Origin of the sequence: Sorangium sp. So ce1153, assembly GCF_051521595.1 — a bacterium.
Classification (GTDB): Bacteria; Myxococcota_A; Polyangia; order Polyangiales; family Polyangiaceae; genus Sorangium.
The window spans coordinates 1,159,880-1,175,264 of sequence record NZ_CP150361.1; the positions used below are offsets into that span (position 1 = coordinate 1,159,880).

14 protein-coding genes and 1 tRNA gene are annotated in these 15,385 nt (G+C 71.8%); 6 read left to right on the forward strand and 9 right to left on the reverse strand.

What is annotated here, in order from left to right; all coding sequences use genetic code 11:
- Positions 1–128 precede the first annotated feature (128 nt).
- Entirely contained in the window at positions 129–725 is a 597-nt protein-coding gene (locus WME85_RS03985; RefSeq protein WP_437835352.1) for a hypothetical protein, read from the forward strand.
- A 97-nt stretch (positions 726–822) separates the two neighbouring features.
- Here WME85_RS03985 and WME85_RS03990 read toward each other — a convergent pair whose 3' ends face one another.
- The 6 genes from WME85_RS03990 to WME85_RS04015 all read right to left on the reverse strand — a co-directional run bounded on the left by WME85_RS03990 (position 823) and on the right by WME85_RS04015 (position 6,751).
- Complete coding sequence (locus tag WME85_RS03990) at positions 823–1,143, reverse strand: hypothetical protein (protein ID WP_437835353.1); 321 nt, start codon at positions 1,141–1,143, stop codon at positions 823–825.
- Between the two features lie 327 nt (positions 1,144–1,470).
- Positions 1,471–2,862 carry a DUF1552 domain-containing protein gene (locus WME85_RS03995; protein WP_437835354.1) on the reverse strand — a complete coding sequence of 464 codons (1,392 nt, stop codon included), beginning with the start codon at positions 2,860–2,862 and terminating at the stop codon, positions 1,471–1,473.
- On the reverse strand, positions 2,859–4,556 hold the full coding sequence (locus tag WME85_RS04000) for a DUF1592 domain-containing protein (protein WP_437835355.1): 1,698 nt from the start codon (positions 4,554–4,556) through the stop codon (positions 2,859–2,861). The genes WME85_RS03995 and WME85_RS04000 overlap by 4 nt, the downstream gene beginning before the upstream one ends.
- Before the next feature lie 202 nt (positions 4,557–4,758).
- The gene (locus tag WME85_RS04005; RefSeq protein WP_437835356.1) at positions 4,759–5,466 is read right to left on the reverse strand and encodes a hypothetical protein; all 708 of its coding nucleotides are present in this window, start codon (positions 5,464–5,466) and stop codon (positions 4,759–4,761) included.
- The gene (locus WME85_RS04010; protein ID WP_437835357.1) at positions 5,463–6,206 is read right to left on the reverse strand and encodes a tetratricopeptide repeat protein; all 744 of its coding nucleotides are present in this window, start codon (positions 6,204–6,206) and stop codon (positions 5,463–5,465) included. The genes WME85_RS04005 and WME85_RS04010 overlap by 4 nt, the downstream gene beginning before the upstream one ends.
- The gene (locus tag WME85_RS04015; protein WP_437835358.1) at positions 6,206–6,751 is read right to left on the reverse strand and encodes an RNA polymerase sigma factor; all 546 of its coding nucleotides are present in this window, start codon (positions 6,749–6,751) and stop codon (positions 6,206–6,208) included. Before WME85_RS04015 ends, WME85_RS04010 begins: the two co-directional genes overlap by 1 nt.
- Positions 6,752–7,015: 264 nt before the next feature.
- Here WME85_RS04015 and WME85_RS04020 point away from each other — a divergent pair, with 264 nt between their 5' ends.
- Entirely contained in the window at positions 7,016–8,002 is a 987-nt protein-coding gene (locus WME85_RS04020) for a hypothetical protein (RefSeq protein WP_437835359.1), read from the forward strand.
- 67 nt (positions 8,003–8,069) lie between these two features.
- Here WME85_RS04020 and WME85_RS04025 read toward each other — a convergent pair whose 3' ends face one another.
- The gene (locus WME85_RS04025; protein ID WP_437307697.1) at positions 8,070–8,333 is read right to left on the reverse strand and encodes a hypothetical protein; all 264 of its coding nucleotides are present in this window, start codon (positions 8,331–8,333) and stop codon (positions 8,070–8,072) included.
- A gap of 291 nt (positions 8,334–8,624) precedes the next feature.
- Between WME85_RS04025 and WME85_RS04030 the strand changes: the two genes are divergently transcribed.
- Together WME85_RS04030 and WME85_RS04035 are read left to right on the forward strand one after the other, a co-directional pair.
- Positions 8,625–8,957 (forward strand): hypothetical protein, encoded by a 333-nt coding sequence (locus WME85_RS04030; RefSeq protein WP_437835360.1) that lies wholly within the window; start codon positions 8,625–8,627, stop codon positions 8,955–8,957.
- 70 nt (positions 8,958–9,027) lie between these two features.
- Positions 9,028–10,170: a D-alanine--D-alanine ligase family protein gene (locus tag WME85_RS04035; protein WP_437835361.1), complete on the forward strand. Its 1,143-nt coding sequence runs from the start codon at positions 9,028–9,030 to the stop codon at positions 10,168–10,170.
- Between the two features lie 147 nt (positions 10,171–10,317).
- Here the strand turns inward: WME85_RS04035 and WME85_RS04040 are convergent, their stop codons facing one another.
- Together WME85_RS04040 and WME85_RS04045 are read right to left on the reverse strand one after the other, a co-directional pair.
- Complete coding sequence (locus WME85_RS04040; protein ID WP_437835362.1) at positions 10,318–11,373, reverse strand: GHMP family kinase ATP-binding protein; 1,056 nt, start codon at positions 11,371–11,373, stop codon at positions 10,318–10,320.
- A 284-nt stretch (positions 11,374–11,657) separates the two neighbouring features.
- The gene (locus tag WME85_RS04045) at positions 11,658–12,158 is read right to left on the reverse strand and encodes a hypothetical protein (RefSeq protein WP_437835363.1); all 501 of its coding nucleotides are present in this window, start codon (positions 12,156–12,158) and stop codon (positions 11,658–11,660) included.
- A gap of 281 nt (positions 12,159–12,439) precedes the next feature.
- Between WME85_RS04045 and WME85_RS04050 the strand changes: the two genes are divergently transcribed.
- Positions 12,440–14,806, forward strand: coding sequence for an ATP-binding domain-containing protein (locus WME85_RS04050; RefSeq protein WP_437835364.1), 2,367 nt, complete (start codon positions 12,440–12,442; stop codon positions 14,804–14,806).
- Positions 14,807–14,976: 170 nt separating this feature from the next.
- Positions 14,977–15,053, forward strand: a tRNA-Met gene (locus WME85_RS04055).
- The last annotated feature ends 332 nt before the right edge of the window (positions 15,054–15,385 follow it).

The window sequence follows — 15,385 nt, forward strand, 5'->3', positions numbered from 1 at the left end:
TCCGGCGCACGTCGCATCCGCTCTCCTCCTGGCGCGGAGTTCGTGCTCCGGTGACCAGCCACGCTTGCGAGCCCAGATACGCCATCTTACGGTACGCGCTTGCAACCGCAGCACGAGAGGAGAGATCAATGCCCTCGAAGAAGAAGGATTCGAATTGGACCACGTGGGAAGACATGCCGATCGACGAGTTCCGGGCGCGCGCCGAGAAGGCGAAGGCGCTGGCCGCCGAGCTCGGCGAGAAGCTCGACGGCCTCTTCCCGGGGCTCGTGACGCTGACGAAGGAGCAGCGGCAGACCGCGCCGCGGCTGCGTGACGGCGAGCACGCGATGCTGCACAAGGTGCTCGACGTGGTGGAGATGAAGCCCGCCCTGTTCGAGTCGCTGGCAGATCAGGACGAAGGGACGGACCCGGATCGCTTCGAGAGCGCGCTGCTCCGGGACCGCATCGAGAAGCACCTGCTCTTCAGCAAGGTCGCGGAGAGCCTCTCGCCGATCGGCGGGGAGCTCGGCGACTCGACGCTCTACACCGCCGCCAAGTTCCGCGAGACGCTCTATGCAGCCTACCGGATCGCGAAGACGCACGCGCAGACCGACCGGAAGGTGATGGACGTCCTGGCGCCGGTCATCGATTTCATGCGGAAGAACGTCGCCGCCGCGGCCGCGACGAGGAAGAGCCGCAAGACGGCGCCGGCCCCGAGCGCGCTGCCCCTCGTAGACGAAGCGTAGCCTCGGAGAGGGCGCGGCGGGGCTCCGCCGCCACACCGGCCGCGTGCGCCGGATCCCCGAGGTCTGTCCGTATCAGGACATCTCAGGACATCGGCCGTCAGCGCTTGATCTGGGCGTGGGGCCAGAGCCCGAGGATCTCTTGCAGCTGTTGTTCGGAGCTGAACTCCTCCCAGAGGATGCCATTGCAATCCCGCGCTTCGCCAAAGGCGCTGGCGGCGTCGTCCTCCCACCCCAGATGACGCAATCCCATAGCTTCACCAGCGGGGACTTGACGAATAGAGAAGTTCAGCGTGTCGGTGCGCCAAAGCGCGTATTGGTCCGGCACCGTCACCTGCGGTTGGGCCGCCAGGCGCTGCGTGTAATCCGCGATAGAATCCGTCAATGACCTCACGCCCAGAGCAATGTGAATCTTTCGCATCCGCTACACTCCGCACCTCGCCGACGTCGACCCAGCGAGGCACATCATGACAAAGTTTCGCACGGAGACCCACGCCGTGGGCGAGGCAAGGACACCAGTCTCGGGCCCGCCACGGCGCGTGAATCCGGCACGCGAGCGACAGCTTTAACATCAGCGGCAGAAGACGACGGACCATTTTTGGTTCGTGCTGTGGCGTTGATCACAAAAACGCCGCGCCGGTGACGAGGCGGGCGCCGGCGCGTCGCAAGCCGTGCCCGACGGCGGCGTGCAGACGCTTCGCCGCCGTGCGGTGGGGCAAAGGACGTCCCCCCCGGCCGCCCCCCCAGCTCAGGCCACCAGCCCCGGCAGCGCCCCGGTGCACACGCCGGGGATGCCGAAGGTGGTCACGTCGTCGAGCCCCATCGCATTGCACACCGACACGAGCAGGTTGTTGTGCGGCAGATCGGCGTACTTCATGTAGCGCCCCATCTTGAAGTAGCCGCCCGCGCCGCCCGCGAGCACCCAGGGGATGTCCTTGTACGTGTGCGTGTTGCCGGCGCCGAGCTCGTTGCCCCAGAGCAAGAGCGTGTTGTCCAGCACCGAGCTGCCGTCCACCTCCCTGGCGAGCGCCAGCTGATCCAGAATGTACTGCACCTGCTCGCTGTGCCAGGCGTTGATCTTCACGAGCTTCTCGCGCGCGACCGCGTCTTCGTCGCCGGCGTGGGAGAGCTCGTGGTGCTCCTCGTTCACGCCGATCCAGGGATAGTACTGCCAGCTATCGGCGTTGGCCCACATGAACGTGGAGACCCGGGTCATGCCGCAGATGTGCGCGAGCAGCATCAGGTCGGTCTGCAGCCGGCCGACCTTCGGATAGTTCTCCATCGCTCGCGGGTCGAACTTCTCCGGCATCTCGAGCGGCGTGCACGAGACCGCCGAGCTCTGCAGCCGCTGCTCGATGTTGCGGAGCCCGCCGAGGTGCGCCTCGAGCCGACCCTTGTCCTCGGAGCTGACGCGCTTCTGCAGGCGGCCGATGTCGTCCTTGAGGAAGTCGAGCACGCTCTGGCGCTCGGCGATCAGCCGCTGCAGCTCCGTGTCGGACAGGTCCGCGTTGGCGAAGATGCGCGAGTACATCTGGAACGGGTCGTCGACCGCGATGTTCGGCTGGTTCGGGCCGCGGTACGAGATGACGCGCAGCGGCTCCTGTCCCTCGATGCGCACGCCGAACTCCAGCGACGGGAACTGGGTGTCGCCGCCGATGCGACTGGCGATCACCTGATCGACCGAGATCCGATCCGCCCAGCCGGCAGGGCCGCCCGCGCCGGTGAAGCTGCCGGCGAGCAGCGAGCCGCCCGTCAGCATCGCGCCAGGGCCCTTCATGTGCGGGCCGCCTGGCTTGTTCGCGCTCGCGACGCCGAGCTCGTCCTCGACCGTCGAGTTCATGTGCACGCCCTTGAGCACCAGCATCCTCTGCTTGTGCTCCTCGAGCGGGGCCAGGATCGGGCCGAGCGAGAGCGGCGCCTCGTGCGCGTCCCCCGGCTGGAAGAACGACGACTGCACCGTGCCATTGGCCGAGAAGATGCCGATGAAGCGCTTCGCGCCCGGCTGGTTCTCGTCCTTTCCGAACACCGTCGAGGTCCGCCAGATGGGGCTCGTGAGCGCGACCGTCAGGGCGCTCAACCCGCCGAGCAGCTTGCGGCGGCTGATCTGGGTCCGGAGATCGATAGGGCCTCTTCGCTTCATGGCATCTCCTGCGCGTCCGTGTGCACGTCCACCGGGCGACGGTAAAGGAAAGCGTCCGTCTCCACGACGGCGCGGGGGAGCGCGTTCAGGTCCTGGCCTGCCGCCCTGAAGGTCTCGAGCAAGCTCTCCATCGAGCAACCGTCCATCTCCTGCTCGAAGCGGGCGATCGCGAAGCGGAACCACTGGCGCGCCACGCACTCTTCCACCTCGGCGCTGCGCGCGAGCCGCTCGCCGAGCTCCTTCACGCCCACGAACTCGCCGTCCATGTCGCGGGTGGCGATGACCTTGCCGCTCGCGTCGACAGGCTCGCCGCCGTCGAGCTCGCGGTAGCGACCGAGCGCGTCGTAGTGCTCGAAGCCGAAGCCGATCGGGTCGATCAGCTGGTGACAGCTGACGCAGGCGGGGTCCACCTCGTGCTGCGCCAGCCGCTCGCGGGTCGAGCTGCTCTGGTCGACCTCGGGCGGCTTCGGGATGTTGGCCGGCGGGGCCGGCAGCTGCTGGCAGAGCAGGACCTCGCGCACGAACTTCCCGCGGTAGATCGGCGAGCTCTCGGCGGGCTTCGCCTGAATGGCGAGCAGCGCCGGGAGCGTCAGGATGCCCGAGGCGGTGCCGTCCGTGCGCTCCAGCGCCTGGAAGGAGTCGTCGCCGGTGACGCCGTAATACCCGCCCAGGTCCTTGTTGTAGAAGACCGTCGGCGAGGTGAAGAGCGCGCTCAGCTTGCCGCCCTCGTCGTGGAGCACGTGCTCGAAGAAGGCATCGGCCTGCCCGCGCAGCGACTCGCGGAACGACCGCGATTGCCACTCGGGGAAGGCCTCCGCGTCCTTCACCACGCTGTACAGGCCGTTCAGGTGCGTCCAGCTGCCGAGGAAGCGATGGACAAGCGCCTTGCCGCGCTCGTCCTCGAGCATCCAGCCGAGCTGCGCCGCGACGCCCTCCTTGCTGGCCAGGCTGCCATCGGCGATGGCCTCGTTCAGCCTGGCGTCCGGCAGGGTGCCCCACAGCATGTACGAGAGGCGGGCGGCCACCTCGTACGGAGAGAGCTTCACGGCCCGATCGCCCACCTTCTCCGAGGTGCCGATCTCGACGCGGTACAGGAAGCGCGGCGACTGCAGCATGCCGCGGAGCAGGAGCTCGATCCCGTGCTCATAGCTCGTCTCCGCGCCGAAGCTGAAGAGCTGCAGGTGTCGATCGATGTCCGCCGCGTCCGTGAGCGGCGCGCGGTAGGCGCGGGCGCCGAAGGCCACGACCATCCGGCGCGCGCACTCGAGCGGCTCGGCCCCGCCCTCGCACGGCGCCACCTCGCCGAGCGCCGTCGGGTCCAGGGCGATCGCCGCGGCGATCGCGTCCGCCGCGGCCTGGAAGTGCTCGAGCTCGACCTGCGTCACGTCCGGCTGCAAGAGGCCGAACGCCGACGCCTCGCTCGCGGGACCGAGCGCCTCCTCCAGGCCGGGCACGTCACCGGCGAGGTCGCGCACGGTGTTCAGGTACTGCTCCCGCGAGAGCAGCCGCATCGGCGATGGCCCAGGATCGACGACGTTCGCGTCGCACGCCAGCGCCTCGCCGGGGCCCGGCGACCCCGGGCCACCGCTGCTCGAGCTGCCGCCGCCCGTGTCGTCCGCGGGCGGCGAGCCGTCGCCGCCGCCCAGGTTGCCGATGCACGCCGACAGCGCGAACGCCAGGGCGAGCAAAACCACGCTTCCATGAGCGGTGGACTTATCAATCAATGGTGTAGTCATTCAGGGCTCCGCTCCGGCTATCGGCCTCTCCGGGTCGGTGGCAGAGCCGCTCGGGCGCGATCACTCTTTTGCGTCGTCGAGACGCGGAGGAGCTTCGATCGGTGTGAAGAGGTGCGCCTCCGGGCGGCGAGCTCCGACCCGAGTGCGGGAGCGCCTCGGCTCACGGCGCTTCGACGCGACAGCACACCGAGCAATCGTAGGCTTCGAGCGGCTCGCGCCCGGCGCACGCGACGGCGCCGCACTCGGTTCCCTTCAAGGCGCCGCAGCTCGGGAGGCATTCACCGCCGACCTCGATCGAATGCGGTGGATCGCACGGCGTGTCGTTGCCCGGCGGCTCGTCGCCGTCCGGCGTGAAGTACAGCCGATCGAGCCAGACGCCGTCGACGGCGTTCGCGATGACGAGCTCGTGAGTCCCCGCGGCGAGGGAGAAGCGGAGCGGCTCGCCATAGCGCACGTCGTCGTGCAGATCGTCCCAGAACCAGATCTCGCCGACGCTGATGCGCCAGAGGTACCACTCCCCGCCGTCCACCTGGAACCAGAAGCGGTTGTTGATGGCGCTCGGAGCGTGGATCCGCCCCCAGATCACGTACTCTGCCCGGCTCGGCGCCTCGAAGCTGTAGCGCGCCCGCGCTGGCCCTGGCGCCTCGTCCGAGATCATCCCGCCGGGGGGCACGATGAAACGGCCCGCGGAAGCTTGGCCATCTTCGCCCACGGTGAAGCCATCGGTCAGCTCTCCGAGCTCCGCCTCGACGTAGGAAGAGCCGGGCACGACGGGCGCCCAGGCGCCGACCGAGGTGATCTCCGCGTCACACCCGGAGGCCGCGAGGTAGCCGAGCGCCGCGATGCGCGCGGTGGACCAGCGCTTCACGGCTGATCAAGGAACCGCTTCAGCTTCGCGCTGTGGGGGCTCCTCGGATACTGCTTGACGAAGGCCTGGGCGCGCCGCCTCGCGTCCTGCACGTTGCCGCGCGCGGCCAGCACGTCGATGGCCAGCACCTCGCGCTCCTGCCGGAGCACGCCCTTCGGGAACTGCACGCGCAGGCGCTCGAGGATCGCCGCCGCCGCCGCCACATCCCCGGAGCGCAGCGCGGCGCGCGCCTCCATGAGCAGCGCGCTCTCCGCGCGCAGCAGATCGGTCTCGGTCGGCTTCGGTCCGGTCGGCTTCCGGCTCGGCTCCCCCTCGGTCGACACCTCCGGCCGCGGCTCGGGAGGCGCCGCCGGCGCTGCGGCGGATGCCACCGGCGCCTGGGGCGCCGCCGCCGGCGCTTCCTCCGGGCCCGGCGCACGGGTGGGCGCTGGCGACCCGGCCGGCGACGAGAGCGCCCAGTACCCGGCGCCGAGCGCGACGCCGCCGCTCACGAGCACCGCCGCTGCCTTGACCGCGAACGCCGATGACAACAACGAACCGACGCCCGCCTTCTTGGTAGCAGCCGCAGCCGCGCTGGCGCCCGCCGCGACGCCGACGACAGGCAGCTGGCTGGCGATACCGCGCCACGCGCGCTCCTTCGCGCCCTCGGGCGGACCCACGTGGCGAACGCTCCCCAGGAGCTCCCGCGCGAGCGGGTCCGCTCCGCTCCTCGCGCTCAGCAGCCGTTCCGGATCGCCCATCACACCGCCTCCTTTCGGGCCGTGCCTTGTGCCAGGGCGAGGCGCTTGACCTCGCGCGAGAACGCTTCGCGCGCCAGACGAAGGCGCGAGCGCACGGTGCCGACCGAGATCCCCAGCAGATCTGCGATGTCCTGGCCCGACATCTCCTCGAGCTCGAACAGGACGAACACGAGGCGCTGCGGCTCCGGCAGCTTGTTCAAGATGGCCTCCGCCTCCTGCGCGCGCTGCCGCGACTCCGCGCTCAGCGCGAGATCCTCGGACGCGCCGCCATAGAGGTCCATCTCCGCGGCGTCGGTCGTGACCTCGCGCCGGAAGCGCGCGGAGCGCCGGTAGTCGCTCGCCACCCGCTGGCAGATGGCGAAGAGCCAGGTCGTGACGAGCGACCGACCCTCGAACTCGGGAAGCTTGACGTGCGCGGTCAAGAACACCTTCTGCGCCAGGTCGAGCACGTCCGCCTCGCGCGCTCCGAGACGCCTGAGCGAGCACCAGACGAAGCTGAAATGCGCGTCATAGAGCGCTCGGAACTTCGGGTCCGGTGTGCTCATGCCCGTGACGTCCGGGTGACCTGCGAGCGAGCGAAAGCCACGAGAGCTCCGAGAGCGGGCGCGGAAGTGTGCAGGAACGATACCACCCAACCTGCTCGTGGGGACGACCGCCCGCGGCGATCACAAAAAAATGCGCGTGCACCGCGCTGCGGCTAATCTCGCGTCGTCCCTCCTATGCGGAGCAGTCGCGCTCTTCCTGTCGGCCTTTGCGCGATGCTGGCCGCTTCGGGGGCCGCCAGGGCAGGGACCGAGCCGTTTCTGAGCGTGACGCGCGGCGCTGGCGCCGAGAGCTGTCCGGAGGCCGCGCGTCTCATCGAGCGCGTCGAGCGGCTGCGCGGTCGACCGGAAACGGGTGCGAGCGGCGTCTACCTCGTCAGCTTCACCCGCGGTGCTGACGGCCTCCGCGCGTCGATCCGCAGCGGGAGCGACGCGCGCGAGCTGCGCGATCGCAGCGGCAGCCGCAGCTGCGCCGCGCTCGAGCAGGCGACGGCGGTGACGCTCGCGCTGCTGCTCGACTCCGACGCGCGGGAGCCGTCCTTGCAAGAGCCCGAGGCCGACGCGCGCGACGAGACGGCGCCTGCCCGGGAAGCGCCGGCGCCTGCCCGGGAAGCACCGGCGCCTGCCCCCGGAGCGCCGGCGCCTTCGCCAGCGGCTCTGGCGGAGACGTCGCTCGAGCGGCCCGTGCCCACGGGAGCCGGCGGCGAGCAGAAGGACGAGGCATCGAGCTCGGAGCATGGCGCCGCCACGCGGCTCACGCTGGCGGCCGGCGCCACCGGCCTGTTCGGCGTGGTGCGCCCCTTCGCTCCCGCGCTCTCCGCGGAGCTCGGCATCGGCGGGGCGCGATTCCGAGCGGCGATTGGCGCGCTCTGGCTCGTTCCTCAGACGCTGAAGCACGGACCGGGCGAGCTCCGGGAGACGATGCTCGGCGGCGTCGTGCGCGCCTGCTTCGCCGTCGCGGGCTCGGCGGCGCTGCGCCTGGATGTGTGCTCCGGCATTCACGCAGGCCAGCTGACGGTGGCGGCGAGCGGCTATACGCGGAATGACGTCGCGGAGAAGCCTTGGCTGGCGGTGCCGCTCGAGCTGTCGCTGGCGAGCCTGGCAGGTCCGCTCGGCCTGGACGTCGGCGCTGCCGGGCTGCTGCCGCTCCGCCGCAGCGATTTCTCGGTGGATGGTGTGGGTGTCGCGTACCGCTCGGCGCCGGTCGGCGTGCTGGTGTCGCTCCGCGGCCTCGGCGTCTGGGTGCTCCAGTAGGGGCAGCGGAAGGACGCGCGCCCGTCTCGTTCCGGCTCCTCCGTGGTCGAGGAGCCGAGTCGGTCCATCACATCGCTTCGACCGATTTGAGCATCTCCGGCACGAAGTGGAGTCTCGGCCGGAGCAGCCTGTCGTGGCGCCCGGGCTGTCGGACCTGGAGCATGGCGCCGGTCGCGGAGCTGTTCGAGGCATCCAGCAGATCGTCAGTGAACGTGTAGCTGTAATTCTCTTGCTTGGTCGGTGTCTTGTCCTGTGCGGCGGCCTCGGGGATCGAGACGCAGAGAAACAGCAGCGCGGCTGTGACTGAAACAAGCGATCGCGACTTCATCATGCCTCCTCGCCTCTATCGGACACGAGCGAGGACCGCGCATTGGGACCCTTCTTGCGGCCCTCGATGTCGCCGGCGTCGCGTCGCGGAGCTCGCCGGGGCGGCCTCGGCCAGCGCGCGCGGAGCTCCCCGCCGGGGGCCGCCCGAGCGAGCAGGGCCAGGTGGACGATGCGCCTCTGCGTTCCGCGCCGACAGGCGCGCTCGATGTCGTCGCGGATGGCCTCCTGGACGGACCGTCGGATCCGGCGACATCGCAGGTGACATCGCCCACATCCCGCGTAGAATCAGCCCCCGATGCTCACCCGCACTCGAAGGAGCACGGCTGGCAGCCTCGTCGTTGTGGTCGTCGCGGCGCTCGCCGTGGTCGTCCCCGGCGGAGCGGCGGGCGCGTCCGAGGAGGCGCCCGCGGAGATGTCGACCGGCATCGCCGTCGGCGCTCAGCTGGAGGCGGTCGCGGACGTGAAGGTCGCGCGCGCCGAGGTCGCCCGGGGCTCCAGGGTGAGCGTGGCCAGGCTGATCGAGCGCCAGGGCCAGCTCACCGCCGTCGACGTCGAGCTCGCCGACGGCCACATCGCGCGCGTCGCGATGGCGACGGTCCGCACGTCGTTCCGCGTCCTCTCCGAGTAGCCGGCTCCTTCGCCCCCTTCGAGTAGCCGGCTTCTTCGCCCCCGCGCCCGATCGCGGCTAGGGTGCGGCCATGCGGAACCCCGCGAAGGTGCGCGTCGCCGTGCTGTTCGGCGGGCGCTCGGCCGAGCACGAGATCTCCCTCCTGTCCGCGCGCTTCGTCGTCGAGGCGCTCGACCGCGATCGCTTCGAGCCGGTGCTCGTCGGCATCGACAAGTCCGGCCGCTGGCTCCTCCAGGAGGAGGCGCTGCTCCTCAGCGGGGCGCGCGACCCCCGCCTCGCCCGGCTGAACGAGGCGATGCCGGAGATCGCGCTCGACGCGCACCCGGGCCCCAGCGGCGAGGCCACGCTCGCCGTGCCCGGCGGCGCGCGCTCCCCGATCGACGTGGTCTTCCCCGTCCTGCACGGCCCCACGGGCGAGGACGGGTGCGTCCAGGGCCTGCTCGAGCTCGCCGGCGTCCCGTACGTCGGCTCCGGCGTGCTCGGCTCCGCCGTGGGGATGGACAAGGACGTGATGAAGCGCCTGCTCCGCGAGGCGGAGATCCCGATCGTGCCCCACGTCGCGCTCCGCCGCGCCGCGTGGGAGCGCGATCGCGGCGCGTGCCTCGAGCAGATCGCCGGCCTGTCCCCCGCCGGGCGGAGCGGCTTCGGGCCGATCTTCGTCAAGCCCGCCAACCTCGGCTCGTCCGTCGGGGTCCGGCGCGTGACCGCGCGCTCCGAGCTCGAAGCGGCGGTCGAGCACGCCTTCGAGTTCGACCTGAAGATCGTCTGCGAGCAGGGCATCGAGGGCGTGCGCGAGATCGAGTGCTCCGTCCTCGGCGACGACGACCCCATCGCCTCCGTGCCCGGCGAGATCGTCGTCGGCCACGCCGACGGCTTCTACTCGTACGCCGCGAAGTACATCGACGCCGACGGCGCCACGATCCGCATCCCCGCCGACCTCTCCCCGGCCGAGGCGAACGCCGTGCAGCTCCTCGCCCTCCGCACCTTCCGCGCGCTGGAGGCGTCGGGGATGGCCCGCGTCGACCTCTTCCTCGCCCCGGACCGCTCGCTCTACGTCAACGAGATCAACACCATCCCCGGCTTCACGGCGATCTCGATGTACCCGAAGCTCTGGGAGGCGAGCGGCATCCCCCCGCGCACGCTGATCGAGCGCCTCATCGCGCTCGCGCTCGAGCGCGGCGCGCGCAAGTCCCGCCTCAGGACGAGCGCCTAGCACCTCGTCGCTCGAGCTCGTCCCTGGCTCCTTGGTTGCGCGTCAGGTCGACCGAGCTGCCCGGCCGGAGGAGCCGCTGCCGGGCGCGGCGCGGGCTGGCCCCATGCTCGACCCAGTTGTCCTCGCGCGTGCGGCTGCCCGCCGCGCTCACCCGGGATCGAGCCGCACGCCCGGCGCTCCGAGCGCAGGGCGCCGCACGAGGCACGGACCGAGCGCGTCCAGGATGCGCGCGTGGCGCTCGGGGGGCGCCCACAGCACGAGGTGCCCGCCGCCGCCGGCCCCGCACATCCGGAGGACCTCGACCCCGAGCCCGTCGAGCCGCCGCTGCAGGGACACCGCGATCGCGCTCCCCGCCGCCGAGAGGCGCACCTTCGCGGCGGCGCCGCGGCGCATACCCGAGAGCACCAGCGCGAGCGAGCCGAGCTCGAAGCCGCGGGCGACCTCCCCGGCCGCGGCGACGAGCTCGGCCTGCGCGTCGCACGCCGCGCCGGCGTCCACCCGATCCAGCACCTCGCCCGACACGCGCCGGACCGCCGTGTCCACGAGCAGCAGCCCGGCCGAGAGCGCGGGCACGAGATCCGGACAGCCGATCGCGAGCGGCCGCACGCCCGAGCAGCCGCGGGCGTCGAAGGCGAGATCGAGCAGCCCGCCGAAGGCAGCGAACACCTGGTCCTGCGCGCCGCACGCGTTGTGCAGGCGCTCGCGCTCGATCGCGACCGCCTCGCGCGCCAGCTCCTCCGGCGCGGCCGCCTCGCCGACCGCGGCGCGCAGCGCGAACAGCGCGGCCACCGCCGCGGACGCGCTGCCGCCGAGGCCAGCGCCCGGCGATGTCTCGCTCTCGACCCGGAGGGCGACCCCATCGCCCACGCCCGTCGCGGCGAGCGTCGCCTCGAGCAGGCGGAAGGCGAGATCGTCGCGCGGTGGATCCGAGCGGCGCCTCGTGATGACGCGCAGCGCGCTCTCCTGGCCGCGCGCGGCGAGCTCCATCCGCACCCAGCCTCGATCGAACGGCTCCACGATCACGCGGATGCGCAGATCGACCGCCGCGCCCACGACGCGCCCGCCGTCCTGCCGGGCGACGCCCGGCAGATCGCTGCCTCCTCCGGCGAAGGAGACGCGCATCGGGGCGCTCGCGGCCGCGCGCCAGAGCGGGCTCCGCGGCGATCGCGGCGCAGAGAGAGAGCCGGCGCAAGGGGTGCTCATGTCGTCCTCAGCGGGCGCGACCAGCCGGGCGGCGAGGTGATCCCAGGGACCGAGGCGGCGCGCCCCGCGGCGGCACCTCGTGCAGGGAGCGAGCCAGCGATGGAGCGCCCGGCGTGCACGCACCGCCGCTCACGACCAGGGCTCGCGCCGCAGCGCCACCGCGCCGTCATCCTGGAGGTGCATGCGCCGCGCGTCCTTCCTCGTGCTTGAGCCTAGTGATTGAGCCGCGGACGGAGATCGCGGGCTCGGAGCGGGACGAGCGGCGCGCCGCCCGCGGGCCGCGATCAGTTCAGGTCCTTGCTGGCGGGCTCGCTCCGCGGCGCGGGCTGCGCGCGCGCGGCGTCGAGGATGCGATCGATCACCCTGAGCCCGGCCGCGAGCATGTCCCGCTCAGCGCGCTCGCCCCCGGCGTGCACCTCGGCCGCCCTCTCGCGGAGGGTGAGCGCGTCGCGGCGGACGACCGGCAGGCGGGCAGCGGCCGCCGCCTCGGCGATGCACCCGGCGAGATCGTAGACGAGAAACGCGTCCTCCTCGCTGATCCTCGGCGCCGCGCGGCGCCCGCGCGCGCGCGCCGGGGAGCCGGCCGCGCGCTCCTTCTGGACGTACGCCTCGACCTCGCGATCATCGTCGTCCTCGCCGACCGAGCCGGAAGAGACGCGGTCGAGCAGGCTGGTGAGCTCGACGCGGTAGGTCGCGAGGACCAGCGCGCAGAGCGCCCCGCGATCCCGCAGCGAGAAGAGAATCAGCTCGAGGAGCCGGTCGGACCGGGTCGCGCTATTTTGCATCGCCGCCTTTTAAGGCGTTCACCCTCGCGACCTCAATCCAGAACGCCACCGCCCGCGGCGGATCGACCGGCGGCCGCGGGGCGCGTTACGCATCGAGGGCGCCCGCGTGGCACCTCGCCTCGCCGAGGCGCCACGGACGTGGGGGACCCCACGCGACGGTTGCGGAGCTGTGGCGGATCGGTCAATAGGTCCGACCCTCCTGCGTCAGCGGGCCGCGACGGATGTCTGGCGCGCTGACGCTCCTGCTCGGCCTGTCACCTGATCATCGCATCGGCATTCCCGTGACCGCGAATCGCTCCACGACCTCAACGCACACCGAAGAGCAGTCCACCGAGCCGACCTCGGCCACCATCGCGAGCACGGCCGCGGTCAGCCAGGTCAGCCAGGTCAGCCAAGTCAACCAAGCCAGTCAACCTGGCCCCGCGGACGGCGCACCTGCCGCCCGGCTGAGCGAGCATGGCGAGGCCATCGTGCGCGAGGAGGAGGCCCTGCTCGCCCGCGTGACCGCGCACCTCGCCGCCGCCGCGACCAAGCCGTCGCGTCCGCCGCCCGTCGAGAACTACGAGGAGCAGCTCCTCTCGCTGCGCGATCAGATCGCGGCGGCCCGGCTGGAGGACGTGCCGGCGCTGGTGCAGCAGATGGAGCGCCTGCAAGGGATCGCCGCGCGGCGGAACGAGAACGTCGTCGAGCCCGTCGATCCGAAGTCGCCCTATTTCGGCCACCTGCGCCTGCGGGAGAAGGGCCGTCCAGAGCGCGACGTGCTCATCGGGCGCACGACGCTCGTCGACGCGAGCGCGGGCGTGCGGATCGTCGACTGGCGCCACGCGCCCGTCAGCCAGATCTACTACCGCTACGAGGAGGGCGCGGACTACGAGGAGACCTTCGGCGAGCGCGAGGTCGAGGGCACCGTGCTCGTGCGGCGCACCGTGACCATCGACGAGGGCGAGCTCTACCGGATCTCGGCGCCGCAGGGGACGCTCGTGCGCGGGCCCTCGGGCGGCTTCCGCGAGATCGCGACGCGGGCGACCGAGCTCTCCGGCGGTCAGGGCAGCGCGGTGCGCCCCGAGGACATGCGCGACATCGCGCTCGCGGGCGCGGCCGCCGCGCGCGGCGGGCTCGGGACCGGGGCGACGTTCCACGCCCGCGAGGACCGGCACCTGCCCGAGATCGCCGCGCTCCTCGATCCGCGGCAGTTCGAGCTCATCTCGAAGCCGGACTCCGGCATCGTGGTCATCCAGGGCGGCGCCGGCAGCGGCAAGACGACGATCGGCGTCCACCGGCTGGCGTTCCTCGCCTACAACGGCGGCCGCCGCTTCACGGCCGACAAGATGCTCGTCATCGTCGGCAGCCCCGCGCTCCGCGCGTACATCAGCGAGGCGCTCCCCGCGCTCGGCCTGGCCGGCATCGCGGTCGAGACGTTCTCCGAGTGGGCGCGCGCGGCCCGGAAGCGCGCGTTCCCGTGGCTCGAGGCGCCGGTCGAGGAGAACACGCCCTCGGTGGTCACCCGCTACAAGACCCACCCGGCGATGCTGCACCTCCTCGAGCAGCGCGCGGCGGAGCTCAAGGACGACGCGCGGGCGCGGCGCGACTCGCGCGGCACGCTCGCCTTCTGGGCGGACGTGCTCACCGACCTCGATCGGGTGACGGCCGCGTTCGCGGCGGCGGCCGACCCCGAGTTCGGCCCCGAGCAGGTGAAGCGGGCGTGGCGCTGGTGCGCGGACCGCTGCCCCGCCGTGCTCGATCTCGACCCCGGCGATCGCGCCGAGCGCAAGGCGGCCCTTGCAGACGAGCCGGCGGACGACGACGAGCGCGGCGCGGACAGGGGCGAGGTCTCGAGCGACGACCGCGCGGTGCTCGACCCCGAGGACGACGCGCTGCTCCTGCGGGCGTACCAGCTCCTCCGCGGCGAGCTCCGGAAGGGGAAGAACGTGCTCGTCTACGAGCACCTCTTCGTCGACGAGGCGCAGGATCTCGCGCCGATCGACCTCGCGGTGCTGCTCGGCGTGGTGGCGGAGCCGCGCAGCGTGACGCTGGCGGGCGACACGGCGCAGCGGCTGTTCATGGACTCCGGCTTCCGCGACTGGCGAGCGACGCTCGACGACCTTGGCCTGTCGCGGGTCGACGTCGAGCCGCTGCGCATCGCGTACCGGTCGACGCGCGAGGTGCTCGCGTTCGCCCGCGCGGTGCTCGGCCCCCTGGCCGATCCGACGCCGCCGCTCGCCCCGCGCAGCGGCGCGCCGGTCGAGCACCACCACTTCCCGAGCGCCGGCGCCGCCGTCGCGTTCCTGGCCGACGCGATCCGCCCGCTGTTCGCCCGCGAGCCCCGGGCCACGCTGGCGATCCTGGCGCGCCACCCCGAGCAGGCGGACGTGTACTACGACGCCCTGAAGATGGCGGAGATCCCGAACCTCCGGCGCGTGCGCGCCTACGAGTTCGCGTTCCGCCCCGGCGTCGAGGTGACGGAGATCCGGCAGGTGAAGGGCCTGGAGTACGACTACGTGGTGCTGGTCGACGTGAACGCGTCGACCTACTCGGCGGACGACGAGTCGCGGCACCTGCTCCACATCGGGGCGACGCGCGCGGCGCACCAGCTCTGGGTGATCTCGACGGCGGCGCCATCACCGCTCGTGCCGGACTGGCTGGGCTGAGGGGCTGAGGGGCTGAGGGGCTGAGGGCCCGAGCGAAGGGACCGCGCGGGCTCAGCCGAGATCGCGGTCCTCGGCAGGCCGCCACCAGCAGGGCAGGGACGATGGACACAATCGACAGGGGGCCCTGAGAGAATCCTTGACCTTCAGGGGGCCGTGAGTAGATTCCCTCTCGCGCGGTGGAGCAGCCTGGTAGCTCGTCGGGCTCATAACCCGAAGGTCGTGGGTTCAAATCCCGCCCGCGCAACCACGACCCAAGCAGTACTGAGGACGCGAGGATTGGCCGAAACTGGCCACCTCGCGTTTTTCGTTTCTGGGGTCGACCTCTCCGTCGAGCGCGGTGCCGGAGGGGCCGTCTGAGCGGCCCTCGAGGTTCGTCGCCCATCTCACCATGTCGGCGAGCGTCGTTCGTCGCGCCTCGTCGCGCCTCGTCTCCCGAGCGTCCTCCTCGACCGGATCCAGGCAGACCCGTGGCGCCCGGCCTCTGCTGTGCCGGCCCTGAGCGATCCCCTCGAATTCTTCGGAAAGATCACAGGGAGGCGGGGAGACGGGGAGACGGGGAGGGAAATCTTCAGAATACTC

Excerpts from the sequence above, each read along its gene's own strand:
- WME85_RS03990 (WP_437835353.1), bottom strand. The coding sequence starts at position 1,143 with ATGCGAAAGATTCACATTGCTCTGGGCGTGAGGTCATTGACGGATTCT.
- WME85_RS04035 (WP_437835361.1), top strand. The coding sequence starts at position 9,028 with ATGCGGAACCCCGCGAAGGTGCGCGTCGCCGTGCTGTTCGGCGGGCGC.
- WME85_RS04045 (WP_437835363.1), bottom strand. The coding sequence starts at position 12,158 with ATGCAAAATAGCGCGACCCGGTCCGACCGGCTCCTCGAGCTGATTCTC.
- WME85_RS04025 (WP_437307697.1), bottom strand. The coding sequence starts at position 8,333 with ATGATGAAGTCGCGATCGCTTGTTTCAGTCACAGCCGCGCTGCTGTTT.
- WME85_RS04030 (WP_437835360.1), top strand. The coding sequence starts at position 8,625 with ATGCTCACCCGCACTCGAAGGAGCACGGCTGGCAGCCTCGTCGTTGTG.
- WME85_RS04040 (WP_437835362.1), bottom strand. The coding sequence starts at position 11,373 with ATGAGCACCCCTTGCGCCGGCTCTCTCTCTGCGCCGCGATCGCCGCGG.
- WME85_RS04015 (WP_437835358.1), bottom strand. The coding sequence starts at position 6,751 with ATGAGCACACCGGACCCGAAGTTCCGAGCGCTCTATGACGCGCATTTC.
- WME85_RS03995 (WP_437835354.1), bottom strand. The coding sequence starts at position 2,862 with ATGAAGCGAAGAGGCCCTATCGATCTCCGGACCCAGATCAGCCGCCGC.
- WME85_RS03985 (WP_437835352.1), top strand. The coding sequence starts at position 129 with ATGCCCTCGAAGAAGAAGGATTCGAATTGGACCACGTGGGAAGACATG.
- WME85_RS04010 (WP_437835357.1), bottom strand. The coding sequence starts at position 6,206 with ATGGGCGATCCGGAACGGCTGCTGAGCGCGAGGAGCGGAGCGGACCCG.